13 protein-coding genes are annotated in these 22,118 nt (G+C 55.7%); 5 read left to right on the plus strand and 8 right to left on the minus strand.

The window, feature by feature from the left end; genetic code table 11:
• Positions 1 to 115 precede the first annotated feature (115 nt).
• Both AB7Z56_RS39990 and AB7Z56_RS39995 read left to right on the plus strand, forming a co-directional pair.
• Positions 116 to 2,011 carry a phage/plasmid primase, P4 family gene (locus AB7Z56_RS39990; protein WP_441256781.1) on the plus strand — a complete coding sequence of 632 codons (1,896 nt, stop codon included), beginning with the start codon at positions 116 to 118 and terminating at the stop codon, positions 2,009 to 2,011.
• A gap of 1,513 nt (positions 2,012 to 3,524) precedes the next feature.
• Positions 3,525 to 6,425 (plus strand): UvrD-helicase domain-containing protein, encoded by a 2,901-nt coding sequence (locus tag AB7Z56_RS39995; protein WP_441256782.1) that lies wholly within the window; start codon positions 3,525 to 3,527, stop codon positions 6,423 to 6,425.
• 109 nt (positions 6,426 to 6,534) lie between these two features.
• Here the strand turns inward: AB7Z56_RS39995 and AB7Z56_RS40000 are convergent, their stop codons facing one another.
• The 5 genes from AB7Z56_RS40000 to AB7Z56_RS40020 all read right to left on the minus strand — a co-directional run bounded on the left by AB7Z56_RS40000 (position 6,535) and on the right by AB7Z56_RS40020 (position 16,143).
• Complete coding sequence (locus AB7Z56_RS40000; RefSeq protein WP_441256783.1) at positions 6,535 to 7,497, minus strand: 3'-5' exonuclease; 963 nt, start codon at positions 7,495 to 7,497, stop codon at positions 6,535 to 6,537.
• 277 nt (positions 7,498 to 7,774) lie between these two features.
• On the minus strand, positions 7,775 to 8,710 hold the full coding sequence (locus tag AB7Z56_RS40005) for a hypothetical protein (protein ID WP_441256784.1): 936 nt from the start codon (positions 8,708 to 8,710) through the stop codon (positions 7,775 to 7,777).
• A gap of 161 nt (positions 8,711 to 8,871) precedes the next feature.
• Positions 8,872 to 11,208 (minus strand): hypothetical protein, encoded by a 2,337-nt coding sequence (locus AB7Z56_RS40010; protein ID WP_441256785.1) that lies wholly within the window; start codon positions 11,206 to 11,208, stop codon positions 8,872 to 8,874.
• Positions 11,205 to 12,761, minus strand: a complete 1,557-nt coding sequence (locus AB7Z56_RS40015; protein WP_441256786.1) for a hypothetical protein — start codon at positions 12,759 to 12,761, stop codon at positions 11,205 to 11,207. The genes AB7Z56_RS40010 and AB7Z56_RS40015 overlap by 4 nt, the downstream gene beginning before the upstream one ends.
• A 1-nt stretch (position 12,762) precedes the next feature.
• Complete coding sequence (locus AB7Z56_RS40020; RefSeq protein ID WP_441256787.1) at positions 12,763 to 16,143, minus strand: TM0106 family RecB-like putative nuclease; 3,381 nt, start codon at positions 16,141 to 16,143, stop codon at positions 12,763 to 12,765.
• Positions 16,144 to 16,216: 73 nt separating this feature from the next.
• Between AB7Z56_RS40020 and AB7Z56_RS40025 the strand changes: the two genes are divergently transcribed.
• From AB7Z56_RS40025 to AB7Z56_RS40035, 3 genes are all read left to right on the plus strand, one after another.
• Positions 16,217 to 17,212 carry a helix-turn-helix transcriptional regulator gene (locus AB7Z56_RS40025; RefSeq protein WP_441256788.1) on the plus strand — a complete coding sequence of 332 codons (996 nt, stop codon included), beginning with the start codon at positions 16,217 to 16,219 and terminating at the stop codon, positions 17,210 to 17,212.
• 98 nt (positions 17,213 to 17,310) lie between these two features.
• Entirely contained in the window at positions 17,311 to 18,096 is a 786-nt protein-coding gene (locus AB7Z56_RS40030; protein ID WP_441256789.1) for a pentapeptide repeat-containing protein, read from the plus strand.
• Positions 18,093 to 19,124 carry a phospholipase D family protein gene (locus tag AB7Z56_RS40035; RefSeq protein WP_441256790.1) on the plus strand — a complete coding sequence of 344 codons (1,032 nt, stop codon included), beginning with the start codon at positions 18,093 to 18,095 and terminating at the stop codon, positions 19,122 to 19,124. Before AB7Z56_RS40030 ends, AB7Z56_RS40035 begins: the two co-directional genes overlap by 4 nt.
• A gap of 68 nt (positions 19,125 to 19,192) precedes the next feature.
• Here the strand turns inward: AB7Z56_RS40035 and AB7Z56_RS40040 are convergent, their stop codons facing one another.
• From AB7Z56_RS40040 to AB7Z56_RS40050, 3 genes are read right to left on the minus strand one after another with little or no spacing between them, the layout of a single operon-like run.
• A complete protein-coding gene (locus AB7Z56_RS40040; RefSeq protein ID WP_441256791.1) occupies positions 19,193 to 20,191 on the minus strand; it encodes an agmatine deiminase family protein in 999 nt (332 codons plus the stop codon).
• 15 nt (positions 20,192 to 20,206) lie between these two features.
• On the minus strand, positions 20,207 to 20,896 hold the full coding sequence (locus AB7Z56_RS40045; protein ID WP_441256792.1) for a DNA-3-methyladenine glycosylase: 690 nt from the start codon (positions 20,894 to 20,896) through the stop codon (positions 20,207 to 20,209).
• A 45-nt stretch (positions 20,897 to 20,941) separates the two neighbouring features.
• On the minus strand, positions 20,942 to 21,997 hold the full coding sequence (locus tag AB7Z56_RS40050) for a hypothetical protein (RefSeq protein ID WP_441256793.1): 1,056 nt from the start codon (positions 21,995 to 21,997) through the stop codon (positions 20,942 to 20,944).
• Between the last annotated feature and the right edge of the window lie 121 nt (positions 21,998 to 22,118).

Raw genomic sequence — 22,118 nt, forward strand, 5'->3', positions numbered from 1 at the left:
GGGCGGAGTGTCCTAGGCATTAAATTTCAATGACTTAGCGCTCAGTTGGGCACTCTTTTGTCCCGCAGCGTTTCGTCGTTTTTCGTTGTGGGTGCCCAACAGAAAAGGCACCTAAATGACGCAAGAAAATGAGCTTCGAGTTCCTCCGTGGCATGACGACGTTCCGCCACACGAAGAAATCGCGCGGTGGATCGAATCCGACGATACCGATCTTTCAAGCTTTGCTACGTATGCCCCGCACTCCGCCGAGGGGGAGGCCCCTCATGAGCCGCGCCCAGGGTCGGACGAGTATGACGTCGACCTGACTGAGGGCAACCGCCCGGCGGACGCTGATCAAGTCTCGCGTGACGTGCTGATCGCATGCTCGCAGGAACCGCAAAACGACACGGGTAACGGCAAGCGACTGTTGAACCATTTCGGCAGCGATCTCCTGCACGTTCACAATATGGGCTGGCACGCCTGGACTGGCACCCATTGGGAGTTTGAGCGCGGACTTGAGGTGGCGACGCGTCACGCGCAAACGACGGCCGCGCGTATCGTGCTTGAGGCCGACGTGATGGCGGCGACGGCGAATGAGCAACGAGCGATCGACGCCGCGAGCCAAGCGCGCGACCAATTGGCGGCGCTCGAAAAGGCAAAAGGCGCCGAGGCGCGCAAAGATCGGCGCTTTCAAATGTTGATGCGCATTGTTGAGGTTGGCGACGACGCCGCCGCCAACCTCAACGGACGACAAGTCGCGCGCCGGAAATATTCGGTCTCATCGGGCAATGCCAGCAAATTGCGTGGCATGCTCGATCAAGGCGCCGTGCATCGCACAGTGTCGATCGACGATCTCGACGCCGACAAGCTCGCGTTCAACGTGATGAATGGCACGCTCGGCTTTGTCTGCGACGAGGAGCCCGATCCCGATGCGTCCGATCACTCGGGCAAGACGCTCAAGCGCTGGCGCGCCGAGTTGAGGCCGCACAACCCAGGCGATTTCATCACAAAGGTCGCGCCCGTCGAGTATGATCCAAAAGCCGTGTGCCCGCATTTCGATGTGTCGATCGAACGGTTTCAGCCGATCGTCGCAGTGCGGCGCTTCCTGCAACGATATCACGGTTATGCCTTGACCGGCCTTACGGGCGAGCAATGCCTCGTATTCAACTACGGCAACGGCGCGAATTGGAAATCGACGTTCGTTGAGTTGGTCGCGCGGGTCATGGGGCCTTACGCGCAAACAATCCCGTTCGAGTCGATCTCAGGCGATGTGCAGAAAAGCGGATCGCAGGCATCGCCAGAGTTCGCGCGCTTGCCCGGCGCACGCATGGTGCGGGCCTCCGAGCCGGATCATAACGTGCAATTCAAAGAGGGATTGATCAAGTCGCTAACCGGCGGCGAGCCGATGTTGACGCGGGCTAATTTCAAAGACTTTTTCGAGTTTCGCCCTGACTTCAAGCTGGTGTTTTCCGGCAATCATAAGCCAAAGATCAGCGGCGTCGATCATGGCATCTGGCGACGCATCAATCTCGTGCCGTGGCCGACGAAGATTCAGCGGCACGAGCGGCGGCCCATGGCAGAGGTCATGGGCGAGTTGTGGCCCGAGCGATCCGGCCTCCTGAATTGGCTGGTCGCCGGCGCGATCGACTATCTCAACAACGGGCTCAACCCGCCCGACGAGGTGATCAACGCGACGGCGGCCTATCAAGAGGAAATGGACCCCGTTGGGGCCTTCATTGGAATGTGCGTCGAAATCGTATTGCCGGGCGCCGACGGTGTGCGTGCGTTCGTGTCGGCGCGGGCAATGTACGACGCCTTCGCCGACTGGTGTTTTGCGAACGGTATCACCGCTTGGAAGGAACGAAGCTTTGCAACGGCGATGACGGAAAAAGGTTTCGACAAAGAGCGGCATAGTGAGGGCCGCCGCTACATGGACGTGCGCTTGCATGACTTGCCGAGCGCTCGGCCGCGCGGCCGTCGCGTGGACGATGTGCCGCCACATCCCGACGATGACGACATTGTGCCGGTGTGACGCTACAAATCATGTCGGGTTTGTCGGGTTGGTGCCGGGTCGGCGCCGATCCGGCATCGGCACGAAAGGCAAAGGGGATCAAGATGCTAGTTGGGGTGAGGTGCACGGATGTGTCGGGATGTCGGTTCAGGCGCCCTAATTACTATTAATTTGCAATCGGGGGCGGGGCCTCTTTTCTCTTTCTCATACGTTACGCAACACTAAACCCGACATCCCAACATAACCAAAAAGCAAATAGCTGAGAGCAAAGGCAAAATTACCGATGTCGGGTTGAGATCAACCCGGCATCAACCCGACATCCCGACATAAGGGGCGAACGTGAAAACGAAAAATCGACATCGAGAAACTGGTGCAATGGGCGGTGCGCGAGGAATTGCCGAATGGGCAGGCGGTTGCGGCGCCACTTTGGGACGTTTCGAACGGCCGTGCCCGTCAGCGGCTAGGCATGCTATTTTCACTGGCAATGCATGCCCTCCATCAAGGAGCGCGGGCCTTCGTGGTCTTACCCTCGCCGCGCTTGCGCTCGGCGTGGCTCTCGCGGCGTGCCGCTAGGGAGAGGGTCGAGGGCGATGGCGCCAAGCGCGGGTCCTTCCCCGCCGGGTGGGGTGTACGGCCCAAGCGCGCCCCGAAAAATCGCCAGCCGCAGCTGGCGTTTTCTGACCTGACAACCCTGTCAACCTTACGAAGGCGGCGTGTCAACCGTGTCAACCCAGTTTTTGAAATCTGCGACTGGCGATATTTCGGGGCGCGCTTGCGGCGTGCAGACCGGCCCCCTCAGAAGGACCCGCCGAGGCGCGCTTGCCCCGTCCACGTCGGCACCCTTAGGAGGACCCGCCAGTTTGATGTTATGCCGCGTCCGTCTTAAGCGCCGAATGTTATCGGATGGATTTTCCGCAGAGTATCTTGGCGGAGCGAGAGGAACTGGCATCGAACCTTCTCCGCGTAGCCCAGCGTATTAGCCTGGCGGATCCAGGCGGACTTGGGGGTCTTCGGAAAAGGCGCTCCCCGCCGGAGATCGCTTGAAGCAGCCTTAAGGGGGCCGCCCGATACTCCCGGTCAGTCCCGGGGGGTGGCTGTAACGGCTAAAAAACCTCCCCGCGCCCGACAGCCGGCGGACTGCCCCCAACAGCGCATCAAGACCATCCCGCGCGCCCGCCAAGCCCGTACGGAGCCCCCTGATTGATCGGATCGGCAAGCCTGCCCCGGGGAGAGCCTAAGTATCGGGAGCATGGGCTTGGGGCTCCCCGATGATTGCCAGCTCAAAATCTTTCGCCAAAGGTCCTCTACCCTTCCGGCCAAAAGCAAATCATGCTGGCCGGCCATCGGCAGAACGGCATTCTCGGCTCCTTTTGACTGATGAACTAGGCGATTTCCAACCCAATTTGCCTCCCATGCGGTAGACCGTCAGGATGATTCTTGCGCGAGTTGAGCGCATTGCTAACAGTCACTAAGGATCATTGGCCTTCCAAGGCTGAGATCCATCGGGACGCGCGATCAAGGAGTTTCCGCATCTATGCAAAAGCAGATTCCGGAGCACGGTCGACGCCCTGAAGTCAGCCGGACCGGCTTGGCAAGGTTCTTCTTCGCCTTTCTGCATCCAGCAGACGCCGTGTCAGCCGCCACTCACTCGGATTCGCTGGCGCTGGTATTTATCTCAGGACAAGCCGATGTACCGCTTTTAGACATCGAGAATATTGAGGTGAGCAAAGGTTGGCTTTGGTCAGCTGTGAGAATTCGCGCATCATCCGGTGAATGGATCTTGTCCGGAATAGGTCGCCGCGAAGCTGGGCCGTTTGTCGACACGCTAGAGGAGGCCCGCCTCGCCTGGTGGCGAGTGAATTTATGGTCGAATGCTGAGTTGCTGCGTTCCGTCCATTCTCGCGTAGCAGAGCTTGCTGATCCTCCGCGCTACGTAGCCATGGGTCATTTTTCGGCACTTGAGGGTGATGCAAAAGAAGTCGCGAGGCGCCTTCCGCTAGGATGGCCCAAAGCGTTGGCCCTGACCCATCCGGTTCAAATACTCACGATAATCAGGCACTTCCTGCAGAATCCCGCGCAAGCGCGTGCCAACGCGAACACTGCCTTTGTGACAAACGAGCTAGTCCGCTCCCGGAAATTTTTCGACAGTATAGAGTCAAAACCCCTCACGCTGGAACAACGACGCGCCGTCGCTGTCGATGAAGATCGCAACCTTGTTGTCGCCGCAGCTGGCAGCGGAAAGACTTCGGTCATCGTTGCAAAGGCAGGGTGGCTTCTCCGGAAGGGATACCAGCGCCCATCGGAGGTGCTGCTGTTGGCGTATGCTAAAGATGCGCAGATCGAAATGGAACAGCGGATCCGAAGCCGTTTGGGCGTGGAGACGAGTGAGGAGCTTACAGTCAAGACTTTCCACAGCCTGGGAATATCAATCATAGGCGAGGCGGAGGAGAGACGGCCAACTCTCGCTAAAGTCGCGGAGGATGGAAAAGCTCTGTTCGATTTGCTCAAGGAGATCATCCGGGACCTTATTGCCGACCCCACGTTCTCAAATGTGATGGTCACGTGGTTTCAAAGCTATTTTGCACCTTATCGAAGCACTATGGATTTCAAGAACCAGGGTGAATACTGGAGTTACGTCCGCCAGAACGAAATTCGATCGCTCAAGGGAGAAATGGTAAAAAGTTACGAGGAATGCGAAATCGCCAATTTCTTGTACCTCAACAATGTCGCCTACGCCTACGAGCAGGCCTACGAACACGAGGCCGCAACTAAAGCCCGAAAGCAATACCAGCCGGATTTCTATTTGACCGGTGTGGGCATTTACATTGAACATTTCGCTTTATCCGCATCTGGCATGCCCGCTCCATTCATCGAGCCAGTTGAATATCTCCGCTCAATGGAATGGAAACGGCGGCTTCATACCGAACATGGAACCGTGTTAGTCGAGACGTTCAGCCATGAGAAGGCAGCCGGCATATTAACAGTGAATTTGGCCACCAAGCTGACGGCCCTCGGCGTGGTCCTGTCCCCGATAGCGGAGGGGGAGGTTTTCGCGACCTTGGAGAACCAAGGTCGCGTGGACACGTTCACTCGTCTCGTTGCGGCATTTCTTCAGCACTTCAAGGGTGGACAACTCGCTTTGGCAGATGCGAGCCTGCGGGCTACTAAGTCCGCTGATCGACCTCGATCTGAAGCCTTTGTCGTCGTTTTCGGTCGGATCTTTGATCGCTACCAGCAATGGCTCGTGGAACGTCGGCAAATAGACTTCCACGACATGATCATCCGCGCCACGGAGCACGTTGAGACCGGAAGATACAAGAGCCCTTTCACCTATATACTCGTCGACGAATTCCAGGATATCTCCGCCGGACGCGCTCGCTTGCTCAAGGCATTGTTGGATAAGTCTGCTAACTCCAAGCTTTTCGCTGTCGGAGACGATTGGCAGGCTATCTATCGCTTCGCTGGTTCCGACACCACTATAATGCGCGACTTCAATGACCGGTTCGGCTACAGCGAAAGGACCGACTTAGGAACGACGTTTCGGTGTGTGGATCGACTTGCAGACACAGCCGGCAAGTTCGTTCTTCAGAACCCCATGCAAATACGAAAGAACGTAGTCTCGGTCACCCGTGCGATCGGGCCGCGCGTGCATATCGGTTTACCGGGAGAGGAACGGTCTAACCTGCTTCGAGAAGTCCTTGCGATGATCGCAGCGGAAGCTGAAACAACGGGTAACGGTGCAACCGTACTTTTGCTCGGCAGATACAGGCATACCAAACCGAAAAATTTGGCCGAATTGTCTAAGCAACATCAGAGCTTGCAAATCGAATTCAAGACCGTCCATCGCTCAAAAGGGCTTGAGGCTGACTACGTCATTGTAGCCGGCATGTGCTCTGGAAAGTACGGTTTCCCGACCGAGATCGCCGACGATCCCATCCTTGACATTGTCCTCGCCGCCCCCGAGGGCCACCCGAACGCGGAAGAGCGGCGGCTCTTTTACGTAGCCCTAACCCGGGCGCGTCGCCGAGCCTTCCTCCTCACTGAGGGAGGAGAACCCTCCTCCTTTGTCCGGGAGCTTCTAGGGATGACTAACGACGTCACGGTTTTTGGCCGGCCTGCGGAAAGGGACAAACCGTGCCCAGTTTGCGTTACCGGACACCTTGAGCGCAGGGTCGATCGACGCGGAGCTTTCTACGGATGCTCGAACCGGCCTTACTGTGACCATAGACAGCCCGCCTGCCCGCTGTGCGGAATGGGAACACCGACTAAGACCGGCGGCTCGTACGTGTGCACGAGTTGCGACCAACCTATTGAGAGCTGCCCGCGTGGCGACGGGTGGCTGCAGCCCAAAAACGGAAGGAACGGAGAATTTTTCGGATGCACAAACTGGCCAGACTGCAGCTATACGAGGAACATCAATGTTGCCGCGGAGTAGGTTAATGTGGCGCAACAGTCCCACCTAGTTGAAACACCTCTCGTCCAAGACGCTGGTGAAACCACTACCTGGCCGCGATTCGTGCGGGCTAACTCTGCGTCGCACGCTCCTACGCATGCTTGTTCGCCGCGAACCAATTGTCCACCTTTCGGGCCTCCAAGCGCTGCAATGTAGCCAGAGACCCAACATCCATACCATTACCGCCCCAACGGACATCTGCATCTGTTCGAATTCTGCGAAAGAGCTCCGCCGTAACTAGAGTATCGGCTGCAGCTCTATGCAGTCGAACAGGAGTGGAAATTCCCAGTACCCGGCAAATTGCCTCCAACTTGTAGCTGCTGTGTCCGGGGTAGAGCCTGCGGGCCAAGAGCAATGTACACAAATTGGGGGTCTCATCTGCTAGCCCCATCTCAAATCTGCAGAATCTTAGGTCAAACGCGATATTGTGCCCAATCAACGGGCTAGCAGCGAGAAATTTCAAAAACTCTTTTGTGACTTTTTCGACGTCAGGCGCAGTTCTAACCATATCTGAGCTGATACCGGTGATTTCTGTTATCTCAGAAGGAACCAAGCCTCCGGGATTCACCAGTGTCTCAAACGATTCCCCGAGGTTTCCGTCTACGATTTCTCGCGCCGAGATTTCAATTATCCGAGCGCCGTGAGTAGGGCTGAGACCAGTTGTTTCTAAGTCAACAACTACGACTCGCTCTCCTTTAGCTCGTCGGAGACGAGGAATAATCTTTTGGTCGTCGACCACCGGAAGATGGAGAGTGGGACGCGAATATCTCTTGGAGGGCTTATCGACATTATTTGGCGCGGGGGTTGCGCCGGTTTCGACTCCCGCTGCACTCACTCGCGTCACACTTCCGTCAATTGGAGGAGATTTTAGGATTTCGCCACAGCCTAGCGTAGGTGTCTGGAGCTCGGTGTGGGTTTGCAGAGCTTCACAATCTGCATCTCCTTCCGCCAGGTCGGGAATGCAGGCTGGAGGAATGAAATCCCCCTGCTTGTTTCGGAATTTCCTGACAATGACCCCGATCAAAACAGCTAGTATTATTAGAGCGAATTCCACCCGTCCTCACTGAGATTCAACCCTATTTGGCAAACACGAAGCCGAGGGCAAAAGCGACAAAAGCCAGCTAATAACACGCCGTTCCGTTTTGTTTGGACAACCTAACGACAGAAGGTCGATCGCTTTACAAGTTAGATCATTTCAAGACCCTCCGCGTCCGGCATTCTTGAGCCCCGTGTCCCGGTATGACGCGTTATGGACTTTTGTCATGATGTGCAACAAACGCCCGCAAACAACGGAAGGTCTTCGTCCCTCAAACCGGTCGAAACCAGACCAACTAATAGATGGTCTTGATTTCGGAATGAGAGATCAAATTGACTTGCTTGCTGAGTTCGCACCGCATTCGCAAAAGATACCCCTTCCGCAAATATTCGCCAATCTCTTCAAAAGTCACTGCCAACTGATTTTCCGCATGGTGCTTTGTTCGACCGAGGGCACGATCCGCCATCCGATAAAGGCCGTCCTTAAAACGATGGGCGACATACAGTCCGCCGTCCGCCGCAACGCGCTCGAAGCCGCGAGGACGCTGAACGGGAAACGCGACATCTCCGCTGTCAACTTTACTTTCCTCATTCGCGCGCTCGAGTTGTGCTGGGGGCTGCACTTTTCCGACATTTTCCAACCCGGCGGAGGTTCCGGATTGCCCGGTCGCGGCATATTCGCCACCAGCGTGCTTCTCAAAACGCTTCGCCTGCCGGTCAAGCGCTGCACGTTCGTCCAAGCTAAGACCCAACTCTTCAATCAACGCATCGACAAGATCTCGGGGCTCTGGAAGACAGTTCACTCGCATTCTTGTTGCGTTCCAACTAATCATGTCCGGTAGCACAATCGCGAAGATCTCTTTTTCTAGGACCTCAAGCGCCTGCTTCGTACAATCGAGAGGGACACAGGCTGCAAGGCAGTGGCATCGAATGAATTCACGCCGAAGATCCTTGGCAATCTGCGCATCATGCGGCACATGGTCGGCAGATTTTCGGTCCCGCCACATTCGGCCTATATTGTAATTGCACGCGAGCTTGTGGCTGCGCTCCTCGCTGCCGTTCACATGACGACTGTAAATCCGGTCACGGAACGAGTCCGCCGCCGTAATTCCTATGTAGTGAATATCGCCAAGATGATCTGTCAGCGCGTAAACGCCTATAGCGTCGGGCAGATCGTCGATCTTCCTGAGCTTCTGGCTCTTCAGCGCTTCTACGCAGTCTTCCGCTGTCAAACCAAGCCCTTTCAATCTAATAGAACAGGCACCTAATTAGCTCACAGTCACTTTGGACTAGATAAAATAAGCGCCATAATTTTCATGTTCGACAAGGAACCCCTCAACAAGTCCCAGAACAAGCAACAGATTTCTCGATCAGTGCTGACTGGTTTGACACGTCATCGAAGTCCAAGACGGGCTCCAAATCGCTCATCCAACCTACTAGACACCTGTTCAAAGTATTTTTTGTCATCTGGAACTACTGAAACAATCGCTTCGGTCTGCGTGCGGAGCGCACCAACGATGCGCTCAATCGGTAGCCTTAATGTGGCGGCGTCCTTATGGGACTTGACCGCCATTAACGCCGCCTGTGCGGCCCAATTGGCTAAGGCCATGTACTCGATAACTCGCTGCTGTTCGCCTTCATCCGACTCAACGTGCAAGTGCTGGAGCGCGCGGGAAGTACCGAAGTGCTGCACCAACAGTCGTCCGATAAGGCGTGGCCAATCAAAGCCTTCCTTGGCGTATACGGGCAGAATCTGGGTCGCCAAAGAAATGCCCTTGATGGCCTGCGCATGGGTCAAGATAATCTGAATCAAGGAACGCAGCCTCACGATTTCCGCGGTGCGAATCGGCTTCCCCTTGAGTGATTTGCAGCGGACTTCGAATGCAGTAACTGCCTCTTGCATCTTCTTGGCAGTTGCCTTGGCCTCAGCATTCTTACTGCGGGATCTAGGTTGATCACCATTTTTCGTTGAATGGTCGGGGTCAAATGGTGCTTGCGGTTCGGTCGTGGTGAAGTCGAAGGCGTCAATGGCCTGGATATCCTGATCCTCATCCGCGCCGAGATCGCTACCAACGAGGCCGATTAACCGGTTTAGGCATGCACTGAGCACGCTTGCTGCGCTGTCTTGTCGACCATTCAGCAACTTTTGCGCTATACCTTCTTTCGTATGGGCAACGGATCGCGCACGGATGAATTCTTCGTAGGGTACGACGCCGTACGCCTGCGCCGCCGCGACCTTTGGCGCTGACGCTATCGCCTGAACAGGCTTTCCGTCGGAGGCATTGTCCTCTTCAATTTCCAACGCTTCCAGTTGGTTCAATGTCTCGATGAGAACCAGATCTTCATTCAAGATATCTGCCAAATCGTCTATCAATCTCTTCTTGCGACCGCGTTGCGGTGGCAACGTCGCGACCGCTAGGACGTCAAGATCAACAATTTGAATAGGTGCCGAGGTGAGACCGTCCGCGAAGAGAATATGACCGTATTTCGGCCTGATACCATCGAAACTCGGATGCCAACTTCGCGTAGCCGGCGAACGAAGGGTGATGCTATCGCCAATCTTCTGCCCATCGCGGCCGAAGAGCGTCAACGCAACAGCTTCGCTGGCCAGGTTGGACGGCGGATTCCAGGATAGCCGACCGGCCTGAAAACTCAACGTGCCACCATCCACGTATCTCTCGTCGTCAGCTTTGGTGGTCGAGAGAAACGTCATTTCCGCGATACTACTTGCTGGTAGGGGCGCTTCTCGATAGGCTTCGAGGCTCAACGCCTCCAGCGCTGTACCGGGTGGCACGCGTTTGTAGATGCCGCCCTCCGCATTTCCGCTTACTTTCGAAATTCCCATCAGAGCCGGATATGTGCAGTTCATGCTTCCAGAAACGACGTGATCCCATGAGTGGCCCTGCGCCACTATTAGTTTAGCATGAACGAAACGGTCGCTTTCTGGCCCCTCGATATCGAACAGTTCAAGGCCGGAAAACCGATGCAGTTCTCCTTTCGGAAAACTACCGCTGCATTTCTCTATTAGAAGATCGGTTGCTGGTACGCCGAGTGCTGTCCGCAATCGTGCCAACCCTTCGAGGGCCGTATCCCAATATGGTGATACTACAATGAGCCGCTTGATAGGGTCGGCCCCGATGCGGGCCACGATCTGATCTAGAAATGTTATGTCAGGTCGATCAAGCAGAACGGCGAGATCATCATTTACGACGTCATCGGGTGCGGTGGACTCCGTGGCGGCTCGCAGCCAGGGAGCGCCTCGTATCGCTCGTTGCAGACTTGTCGAGAACCATGGGTCATCGGCCGGAACATATCGCCTCATGTAGGCGAGAGCGCTTGCGAAGTAACGCGCTTGATCTGAAAGTTCCGGAGTATAGCGAATGTTGGCAACCAGCTCCTTATTGCCGCCTAGTCCCAAGGCGGTTAGGTTTGCTGAGCCGAGCATAAGTCGCCCCTTAGTAGGCCCGACCAGCATCGTGATCTTCGGGTGGAACGCACCTGGCGCATCTGCCTTGATGATATGATAGCTGCTCCCCGCAAAGCGCGGCGGCCCGAACTCGGAAAATGCCTGGTTTACCATTTTCCTATCAGCCAAAACTATGATGTTCCGGCATCCCGCTCCACGCAATTTGGGAAAGGGGATATCCTCAAAAGCCAACGCCCCGAACGAATAGGTGGTCATGAAGGCCGAATGAAAGCCGCTGTCCCCGAACGCCTCGAAATATTTCATATGGTTGCCAATTCGGACCGCCCGAGATCCGTCAATCCCCCTTCGTCGATCAGCTTGATGTCGCTCAGGAACCGCAAACCTTGATCTAATCGCGGGCTGCTTGGAGAGACCCGGAAATGGTCGCGGTATCGCAACACGCTCTCTTCCGGCTCCATCAAAAAAGTATAGGCTTTTTGATTGCGAAATTTGCGAGAGGCTACCCAGAGATGTCGCTTAAGAATGCGGTCACGGATCATTAAATCCACCACAACTTTTGCGCTGTCAGTAGCCCGTTCTTGCAGAAACCGGACTTCGGTTCTTAGAGATTGGAAGTGTTCGCCAGCGTTCAACGCTTGATCCATGAACGCGGTAAGCTCCGAAGCTTTGTCAACCAATGCCGCGATGAGAGCAAGAGACGACCTCACCTGGTTTTCCGTGGAGCCCGATGCTACCGCCTCAGTCATTGCCACGGCGTGGGCCTTGGCCGTAACTGCAGGTCCGCCGGCCGAAACAAAGGTCTGTTTGAAGCTTAGCCACGACTGGTCTTCTGGCGGAGTAATGAAGCCCACTAACCGATCGACCAACTCTTCCAACGTTAGCCGGCGCGAAGGTGACGATTCTAGCAGGGTAAGCGCGGCAGAAAGTATGACCTCATAAGCGAGACGGATCAGATCGCACGCCTGATACAGGGCCCAGAATTTTCGCACGTCTTCGTCAGTCTTCTCGTCGGCCGTGGCTTCGCTGTCCAGATTGTCACCGAACCAATGCCATTTGGCATCCTCTGCGCGAGGGATTTTTTGCACAGACTCCGTCAACGCTAGCAACATCCGCATTGTGCGGCGACGCATAAGGTCGCCGGCGCTGGGTGTCAGGGCCTTGCCAAGCAGGATGTCCGACAACAGCCGATGTTCTTCGCAGCCAGGCAGCATGGCTGCAGGCTTCATCCCCTTGAGTTGGTCAAGCGCGGAAATCGAAACCGAGCCCGCCTGCACGGCATCAAAAAAGACATTTGTCATGGAGCCAAGGCTCGCGCCAAAAGCCGCCGCAAGTGGCAGCGCACGTTCGGTACATATCGGAATTGGGTTTCGGTCATCGCCAATGGTCACCAATCCCATCTCTGCCATCTGGCTCGCGTAGATGCCGCCGAACGCACCGCCCTTATTGCGAAGGTAACGTTGATTGGGCTCGGTTTCCGGGTCAGCACCAACACCGAACTCTATGATTGCATCTGCCTCCGACTGCTCCGAATTTTCTCCCAGTTTTTTGTGGGCCCAATCCGATCCGGCAATGCCAAGTTCTTGATTGCCACGGCAGCAAACGAGAGCGAAAAGTATTTCACAACGACGGTGAAAGACCCGGAATATTGCTGGATCGGTATTGCGAATGTGGTCTTCGTAATTTTTGAGTATCCAAGGAAAAAACGCATAGTATCGAAATCGCAACGTGATGGTGCTGATGCCCGGCAAGAGCGACTGATAGATCGCCTCGATCGGGCGCTGCATCCCCAGAGGATCAAGCCCGCTATCTTGACCGAGTTCTGTCCACTCTGGAAAGCCTTGGCCAAGCTCGATCATTTCATCTCCTGAGCTGCGGAAGCGGATGTGTCTTTGATTTTTGGCGCCCCAAGTTGGCACCATATTCTTTCAATGCGCAGAGACTGTTCACCAGTCGCATATCTTCAACATTAGTGCAGGGGACCTCCAACAGAGCGGGGCTTGCAAACACTAGTGAGAGGGCTTGTGCACGCGAAACCGCGACGTTGATACGATTGAGACTAAAGAGGAAGTCCACACCCCGCGAAATTTCTTCTGCAGAAGAGCTCGTCATCGAGACGAGGCATACTGGCGCCTCCTGCCCTTGAAACTTATCAACCGTTCCGACCCGCGCGTCAGGTGGAAGAGCCGCCTTCAACGCGTTTACCTGTAAGTTATAGGGTGCCACCACAAGGATATCGCTCAATTCGAGGCACCTTTCGTTGCCGTCCCTGTCTCGAAATTTCTTGCCCAGGAGCAATCCGATCTCATGGCGGATGGCGGCAACTTCTTCCGGTGACGATTGGCTGTTGCCGGCATGTGAGACCTCTACCAAGCGAGCTCCGGACACTTGATCCGAGGTACCGCCAAGGATCTTCTGGTAAGCGGCGCCATCGTCGCTGGTCAACCGCCCCTCGTACACTATGTCAGAGATGAATCGGCAGACGTCGGGGTGCATCCTCCGCGATATCGGGAGAAAGATTCCACGGTCCGGTGGAACGGTGTTGTGACCGGCGAGAAGGTACTCAAGCGCCGATAATCCGCTTTCTCCGGGATGGGCACCCTGAATCGGCTGGGAAAGCTGCATGGGATCACCCACCAGGACGATGTTCGTCGAACTGGTTGCCATTGCTACGATGTTGGCGACCGAGACTTGGCCGGCCTCATCTACAAACAAATAGTCGAAGCTCGCCTCGAAATCGATGCGAGAAAACAACCAAGCCGTACCACCCACGACCGAGGCTGTAAGAAGCTGAACATCGTCATTCCTATCTGTTTGGTGGATACGCCCGGAGTAAATGCCCGTGGGCGCATCTCCTCCCTTCTTGGCTACACTGATGGTTTCGCCAGCCTCGGTCGCGCGATCGAGCACTGCGCACAGGAGATTGTCGACGGCCTTATGGCTGTTGGAAGCAACAGCAACACGTTTACCCCGCCTCACGAGATCGAGGATCGCGCAAGAACTGACATATGTTTTGCCCGTGCCAGGTGGCCCCTGGATCGGCAAGACGCTGCGATCAAGCTCTGAAACCGCCGATACGATTTCGGGAACGAGCTCTTTGAGCGGATCTATGATCGCGGGCCGCCTCCCCTTGCCTAGAAAGCGGGGTTCCGATTTAGAGACGAAGTCGATGATGGCGGCGTATCGCTCGTCACCACGAACCATGGAATCCACGGCTCGCACGATCGCCGCCTCGATTGAGTCCGTATTTAGGGGGCCCCCCGGCAGGATCGACGTCAGATCTGGAGGGGCGTCAAAGCGAGCCTTGGGAAATTTGACTTTCGCGGTTCGCTTCGCTGTGTCGATCTCCATCAATGTCACCGAAGCCGGTAATCCATTTGCCTCGACATGACAGGCACCGGGCTGGAGCTTGGTCTCTTGTTCGGGGAATTCGTACGAACGCTCCCAGGACCTGCCCGCATCAAGGGGGCGCGATCTCGCGACGAGGCCGCCCAGGCATTCAAGATCATCAACGAGGTCCTCGGCCTCCTTGCCGATTTTATCGAAGACAGACCACCAGGTCGGTTTCCGTTCTCGATCGTGAAAATGAACGAGGTCAAAAAGGAGATCGGCGACGCGATCACCGTAGCGGACGGCAACCACTTTGAGCTTCTCGCGTAGGGCGTCCGCGGCGATCTGCTCTTGGTTGACACTGTCCAGGTCAAAGTTACCCGGATTGTTCTTTATGCCGACCGGCCGCCATGGCATGTCCGCCAGCCTCACCGAGGAAATCAGCCAGTCGCGAAGCTTCTGCGTCGAAATACAGTCGATTTTGTTGTAGTCCCGGATCTCCTCAAGGAGCCTCGGTTCTTTGGTTTCTCGCCAATTTTCGTAGGCCACTACGCTTCCGCCGGCCGTTTTGACGTCGCCGGTTCGCGCTTCCATATAGAAAACTTCAAGGTTTTTGAGCGAATAAGCCGGCTCCGACGTGATTAGCGCGCCCGATACTACGCTGTAGAGATCAACGAACCGATTTTCCCTCAGCATCTGATCCAAGAGCGCTTCGCCGATACCATGGCTGCTCGTCAACCGCCGCAAAGCGGAAATCTCATAGGCTGCGTAGTGATAGATATGCGCCTTCGGAAACTGGCGCAGCCGATCGGCGAAAAAGGCCATCAGCTGGCGTAGCGCTTCCTCCTCCTCGGCGCGATCGTGGGCCCAATAGTCTTGGAATACGCCGATTCCGTCATTCTCAAGCCAGACCCCGTGGAGATACTCCAAACCGCCCTCATAAAACGGATCTCCCTCGATATCGTAGAAAACATCGCCAGCGTCCGGCGCTGGAAGTAGCGCCAGCCCACGATTGGGATCGAGCGATTTCAGCTCGAAAGACGGAGGGCCGCCAGCACGCCTTGCTGTTTGCAACCTGGCCTGGATTGTCAGTCTTTGCAGGGTCGTCTCTGCCAGCTTGGGCACGCGCCGGGTTCGCTGCCCAAGCTCAGTCATCGTGCTGATACCCGCTGCAATCAGCTTGCTCCGCTGACTTCGGGATATGCCAGCCACGAGCGACAAGCTATCAGCTGCTTCCCACTGTCCTTGGCAGTCATTGCGCCACCGACAAAGCCCGCACATCTTCACCGGGTCGGGAGACGTTGCAGGCGGGGCAGCTACGAAATCTTCCAGCCGGCTGCGCGCATGACGGGCGTAGGCTGAATATTCCGGTAGCCGGAATGAAAATCGCTCGCCGTTGCCCAACTCGATATGCGCACGCTCGGGTTCGCAGCCTTGAGCTTTGGCCAGAAGGTCGGAGTAAAGAACCAGTTGCAGAATGTGTTTCGGATCGGGTTTGCGCTTCAACTTGGTGTCGACCACCTCGTAGGAAAAACCGCCCAGCGCCGAGGGCCGTTCCACCCGGATCAGGAAATCCGACCAGCCGCCCCACGGCGACGCGAAAAAAGCACCTTGGAAGAGGACACCCGGTCCTTGCGATAGGGCAGCGCGTGTGGCTTGGGCAGCAGCCGGCAATCCAACGTCGCGCCCAAATTCGATGACGGAATGACCCTCGGCCTTCAACTTGGCGAGATACCGGGATTCGTGCTCATCGCCCTGTTTCTGCAAAATTTTTGCGTCTTCTGTATCGTCCGCAGGCTCGAGCGGCTCGCCCCTCGCGTAGCGCAGATCCAGTGCGGTCGCATGTTTGCAAGACATGAACCGCATCAGATCCGATGCAGATAAAAGAACGTCCTGCCCCTGAACTCGCATAACTCAACCCCACGGTGTAACTCTAACGTAAGGAGTTGCCATGACAATAGCTGTCACCCCCGGGTCCCCAGCAATGTCCTTCGAAAAAGCGCAGCAGCTGTTAGAACTTGCGACTTTCGTCGCAGGCCGGCGCATGGGCGTAACGCTCGACGACGTGGTGGAGCGGCTGGGAATTTCTAGACGCACAGCACAACGCATAATGCACGCGCTTGAGGCCCAATTTCCGGACACCGAATCAGGCTTTGATGAGGATGGACACAAACGCTGGCGGCTTCAAACCGGCGCGCTGCGCGATTTGCTCACGCTCACCTCGGACGAACTAGCAGCCCTGGATCTGTCGATAGAGACCCTTGAACGAAACGCGCTGGATGTAGAGGCTACCCAGCTTCGCCATCTTCGTGAGAAGATATTGGCTCTTGTGCCGCGCAACAAAATCGCCCGCGTAGAGACCGACCACGAAGCACTCCTAGAGGCCCAAGGCCTTGCCTCACGACCTGGACCAGCCGCGCGCATTCCGCCAGAGATCATTTCGTCGATTTCTACGGCGCTGAAGTCTTCTCAGCGTCTCAAAATCCTCTACCGTTCCCACGGCTCCGCTAAGCCAACCCTGCGAGTTGTCGAGCCGTACGGCGTACTCATAGGGATCCGACGCTACCTGGTCGCGAGGCCAACGGGAGATGTTGATGGCCCGCTGCGCTATTACGTGGCGGAGAGAATTCAGAGCGCGGAGTTCACCGGCGAGAGCTTCGTACGCGACCCTGGTTTCGATATCGACCAGCACGCACAGAAGGCCTTTGGCGCGTTTCAGAATGAAGCGGAATATGGCGAGGTGGTCTGGAAGTTTAAACCCAACGCAGCCCCGCACGCACGGGGGTTCCTGTTTCACCCAAAACAGGTCCTTGAGGACCTGCCCGACGGGTCCCTTATCGTCCGCTTCAGCGCTTCTGGGCATCTGGAAATGTGTTGGCACCTCTACATGTGGGGTGACCAGGTTGAGGTTTTGGCACCCGACACCCTTCGAAAAATGGTCGAGCCGTACCGCAGATCAGACTTTCCCGCCCTGCCTTAGTCCTCCCTGGGGCAGTCAGTTTTTGTCATCCCAGCAGTTTATCAAGCTACCGGGCTTTTCCTCTGCCTTGAAATGTTTCGGACTAGGGATTCGAATGAATGAAGACACTGGCCAGGAGAGGATTCCTTCAGCAACTCGGCGGCTTTGTCGGATTAGTACCAAGTGCCAGTGGCATTTACGGTCCGGTCGTACCCAAGGGCCATAAGCGTCGCATCAGCCAACGCGACCTGGAGGATGCTGCCGTGCAGCATGCGGTCTGGCTTAGCGATGACAGCCGCGGAGCAAGAGCAGTTTTCAGCGATTGTGACCTCTCGGGGCTCGACTTCCTGTCTCACGAACCGGGGATCATTGATCTGCGAGGATCAGATTTCACCGCAGCAGATCTATCTGGGACTACCGCCAATCAAGTCAGTTTTCATCGCGCGTCACTGCAGAGTGCACGCCTGTCTTGGTCTCAGCTAAAGCTCCCAATTTTTTGCGGCGCTACTTTGAGAAGGGCTTTGTGCAATGATGTTGTCTGGGGCTGGCCATCGCCGTTCGTCCTCATCCCGCCTCCCTCGATCGACGGTTGGCAGCCAAGGGCAACCTTCGTGAACACCGACCTGAGTTTCTCAAATTTCGACAGTGCGCGAGTGATGGGTTACTTTTCGGGAATAATGTTCAGCAGCGCGTCTCTGCGCAATACCGACTTGTCGCACTCAAACTTTGCCGGAATAAAATACATTTGCGAGAACTCATTTGCCGGATCCTACTTGACGCGAACAAAATTTCACTACGCATCGATCGATGGCACAAATTTTCGTTTTGCTCACCTCGACGAGCCAGATTTTTCTTTCACGAAAATTGGATCAAAATGTAGTTGGCCAGGGGGAGCAACTCTATGAAGTTTCTATATGGATCAGAACTTACCCAGCGCATTAAGGAACTGTGCAGAATAGAAGGCAGAATCGACCTTGCAATTGCCTATTGGGGTTCGCAAGCTCTCGAATTGCTCCCTCTCGAGCCGGGCAGAACGAACATTCGGATCGTATGTTGTCTCAGCGGCGGAAAATCTGCTCCGGAAGTAATAAAACAATTCGGAGAAAGGGCGCGCCAGTGTGACAACATCCATGCCAAAGTTATATGGACAAGCAAAGGCGCGATCGTCAGTTCCGCAAATGCCTCATCTAATGGATTGCCGGAAGAGGAATCTCTGGCCAGCAGCTTGCTTGAGGCTGGTGTCTTCGTAGACGACCAGACTGAGCTCGATCAGATCGAGACTTGGTTTGAGAGGCTGTTTAAAACGGGAAGTGAAAGGATCGATGATCTGGATCTTAGAGCCGCGGCTGCGGCGAGGCCACCCGGCGGCAAGAGCCCAATACGAAAACCCTCATTGCTTGAGTTTGTGATATCGAACCGAGGCAGGGTACCGCCGCAGGTTTCGATTGCCTTAGCTATGTACAAGGAACCTGCAAGCAAAGAGCAAAAGCGGGTCGCATCTGAAACCCTGCGCGACAAAGTCCAGGCGGAGAGAATCAAAAAGTTCCTGAATATTGGTGACGATGTTTTTGATAAGCTAGACTGGTACATAAACTGGCCGGAACTTCCCCCTGATCATTTCCTCATAGATTGCCACATCGGCGAAGAAAGAATGAAGGTGGGTCATTTCTTCCATACCTTTTCTTCGGTAAAGGGATGGAAAGCCAAGGTCGGTCTGCCATCCGATCATTTCTATTTTGTCTGGGACCGGGGATCAAAAGGTCCACATTGCGTGCTGACTAAAGACGACAAGAAAGCCCTGGAGAACTGTCGCGCAGAACTTTGGGATGCGGCAAAGGACAAGAGCGACGATAGCGCTCGCTTACTTTCTCTAACTGATGCTGCCCCAATCCTCTTTGAAGATGCGAAACGAAGGCATCGCCCGGATAGTTGATGGTCGGCCGACAGAGGAGCGCGACCCACTCCATCTTCGCTCTCGCGACGCCGAGTGTTTTGCTACCATCACCTGGCGGCGGGGACGGGCTGAACAAGGCAGCGGATGCCGCCACCGCCTCGCGCAATGTTTGGGGTGCTGAGCATCCGAACCTCGCGCCCAGGAAATGCTTCCGCGAGGGCTATCTGCGCCTCCCGGTCCCTCTCTCTGTCGCCAAATTTACTGGCAATCACCGCGCCATTTGGCGTGTACGCGTTGAGGTAGGTCGCGGCGAAAAGACTGTCCTCTGAGGGTGTGATCCGCGGGGCCTTGACTATCTTAAGCCTGAACGGGCTTCCGCCCATCTCACTTAGAGCGCCCAAGCGGGCTAGATCTGCATCCCTCACTTCCGCGCAGGGATCATCGTCTTCACAGGCTTGAACAAGAAGCTCGCCGGATTCCGTTGGAAGGACGTACCCATCCACATGTCCGCTTGTGATCTGCTCGCCGGCGTCGCCATCAAGCCAAATCACCTTGGTGGCCCCTAAACGCAGGAGCTCAAACTCGATATCTGTTTCGTTCAGCTGGGGGTTTCTATTCCTGTTCAGGAGGCAGCTGCGGGTGGTAAAGACAACGCCATCGCGCCCGACAACGAATGCGTCGCCTTCGGCGACGAAACCGGCGTTGATCATCTCACCGCCAAAGAGATTTCGTGCCGTACCTGCCAACCGGTCCCCGGGGCGCTGCGGGCGCAGTTTCGGCGCGCCCCACCCGTTGAAATTCAAATCGAGCGGAATCACCTCAGACCCACGGACGATGTACAATGGCGCAATATCACGCATCCAGATGTCATCGACCGGCGTTTCGATGATCTTAACATTGGCCCCTAAGAATTTCGCCCTGGCCTGGCGCGCTAAGTGCCGCGGCGTCAGCAGACGAACGGGTTCGAAATCAGAAATTGCGGTAATAATCTGTTGCAGTTCGTCAGCCATTTCACGAAGCGCGGCACCCCATTCAGGATGAAGACCCCATGCCATCCAGCAGAAAGAATGAGGCGCCCAGTCAGGCACAAATCCGTTGCGCGTCATGCGGCTCTAGCTCTGTCAGGATCGAACCCAGCGCAATTCCCTTTTCAAGTGAGCTTCTGCATCCTTGTGGCCGGCCCTGCCGGAATCATCTCTGACCAACCTCTCGTACATCTTGTCCAGACCCTTGCGGGCGGTCGCCAGCGGAGAGCACGGTTCGGACCGGTGGTAGAGTTCGAACGGGTCCCGAAAAATCGCAAGCTGGCCGCTCTTGGAAAGCTTGTATTCAGAGTCATCAAGGCCCAGCGAATCTCCGACGTTTCCGGGCCCGTTTGCAAGAACTGCCATGAAGTTTTCGCCACGTAACTCCTTGCTCGCCCCGGGCACCTCAAGGCGGTAGGCTCGCATGATTTCAGCGTAGCTTTGCTCGAGCGGTTCGATCGCCCTGATCAAAACAGCACTGCCGAAGCCATTCCGATCGCAGGAGATATTGATCGCGAGTCCCCCCGCCCAGTAGAGGTAGACGTTCCCTGGCTCGTCGCACATCTGACCACTTTCAGCTTTGGCGACATCGCTGCCCCCTACAAAGCAATGGGAAAATACATCGTTCTCGTCGTAAGCTTCTGTTTCAAGGATCATTCCGCCGGCTTTTTTGCCGTCAAAAATGGTGAACAGAAAGCAACCGACGAGGTCGGGCGCCACCTTTTCGACCGGGCGAGCAAAAAAGTCCTTGTCTATATTTTCCTGAAACCGTTGCCCCATGATCATTCTGTCTTCCCTCGATCTTCCTGCCGCAAAGATGCTCTTTGTCAGTTACACCCGTCTGCTGGACAAATCTCTAATGAGCTCACTCACGTAAGCGGTGTAGAGCTCGGCCCGTTGTTCATAGGAGACGATCGGATTTGGTGAAAGCAGATCATCAGACGTCATCCTCCACTCGTCGCAGGCCATAAGCACGCTCCAGGAGGCGCGGTCGGTCGGACAGCCTAGGTCTTTGAAATCGGGATCGAGTAGGTCCAATTCGGGAAACGCATAGTCGACGCCAATAACGGTTTTATACGAATGCTTCAGTAGCGGGATGATATCTGCCCAGTCGAGATTGGATAATCCACGCGAACCAATATCGACCAAGGCGACAGATCCATTTCGGGCCTTGGTGCAAACCGAAGTCAGCGCGGTTGACAGTGGGTTTTTACCACGAACGTAATCTTCCGAATTCGAGCCATCTTTTCTAATGGCGATCCCGTAATAATCGGTAATGGCGCGCTTCGCTTCGGACACCTGTGAATGGATCGCTCGACGCAAGCACACCTCGCTCCACTTGACGATAACGCGTGCAGACGCTGGCAAGCTATCGGTCTCGACCATTCCCAATTGGGCTGTCCAGAAATCGACTGCCGTTTCTGCGGCACGGGCATCCTGCCAAGCGAAAACGGAGCTTTCTGATAAGCCCTCGTTTGACACCTGGACTGATGCACCCAAAACTTTGGGCACGGTTTGAGTAAGGATTGCGGTCGCAAGTCCTTGGATGAATTCTCTTCGGCTCGTCGAGGGCGGTCGCATATTCAACATGCGGAGAAGACTGCCAATTATAATTGCATTGTCAAATAATTCTAATGTTGTCGGACAAACCCTGAAACGTTCACTGCTGATGGAGGCTCGCCGCGCCGACGGAGCCAGAACGCCTTCAGCCAATCGCTCGGTGAAGATCTGTCGGCCGCAAAGCACTGCATCGCGACGGAATCGCCTGGCTATCACCAAGAGCTGTACGTTACGCCCAGCCAGCGGCAGGTCGCTCACACGTCGCCGATAGTAGCTGTGAACACGCCGCGAATCGCGCCGCACGACGAAACCTGTTGAACGCACCATGGGAAGATTGCAAATCCTGGAGCGCCACAATTGGCGTGCTCGGAAATATCAGTCGGTCCGCCTCGTTCAAGCAGGCGCGCGCTGCCATCCACGATTATTTAACTTGACCTTTACCCGACCT

The organism is Bradyrhizobium sp. 482_C4_N1_8 (assembly GCF_052075965.1).
Lineage (GTDB): Bacteria > Pseudomonadota > Alphaproteobacteria > Rhizobiales > Xanthobacteraceae > Bradyrhizobium > Bradyrhizobium barranii.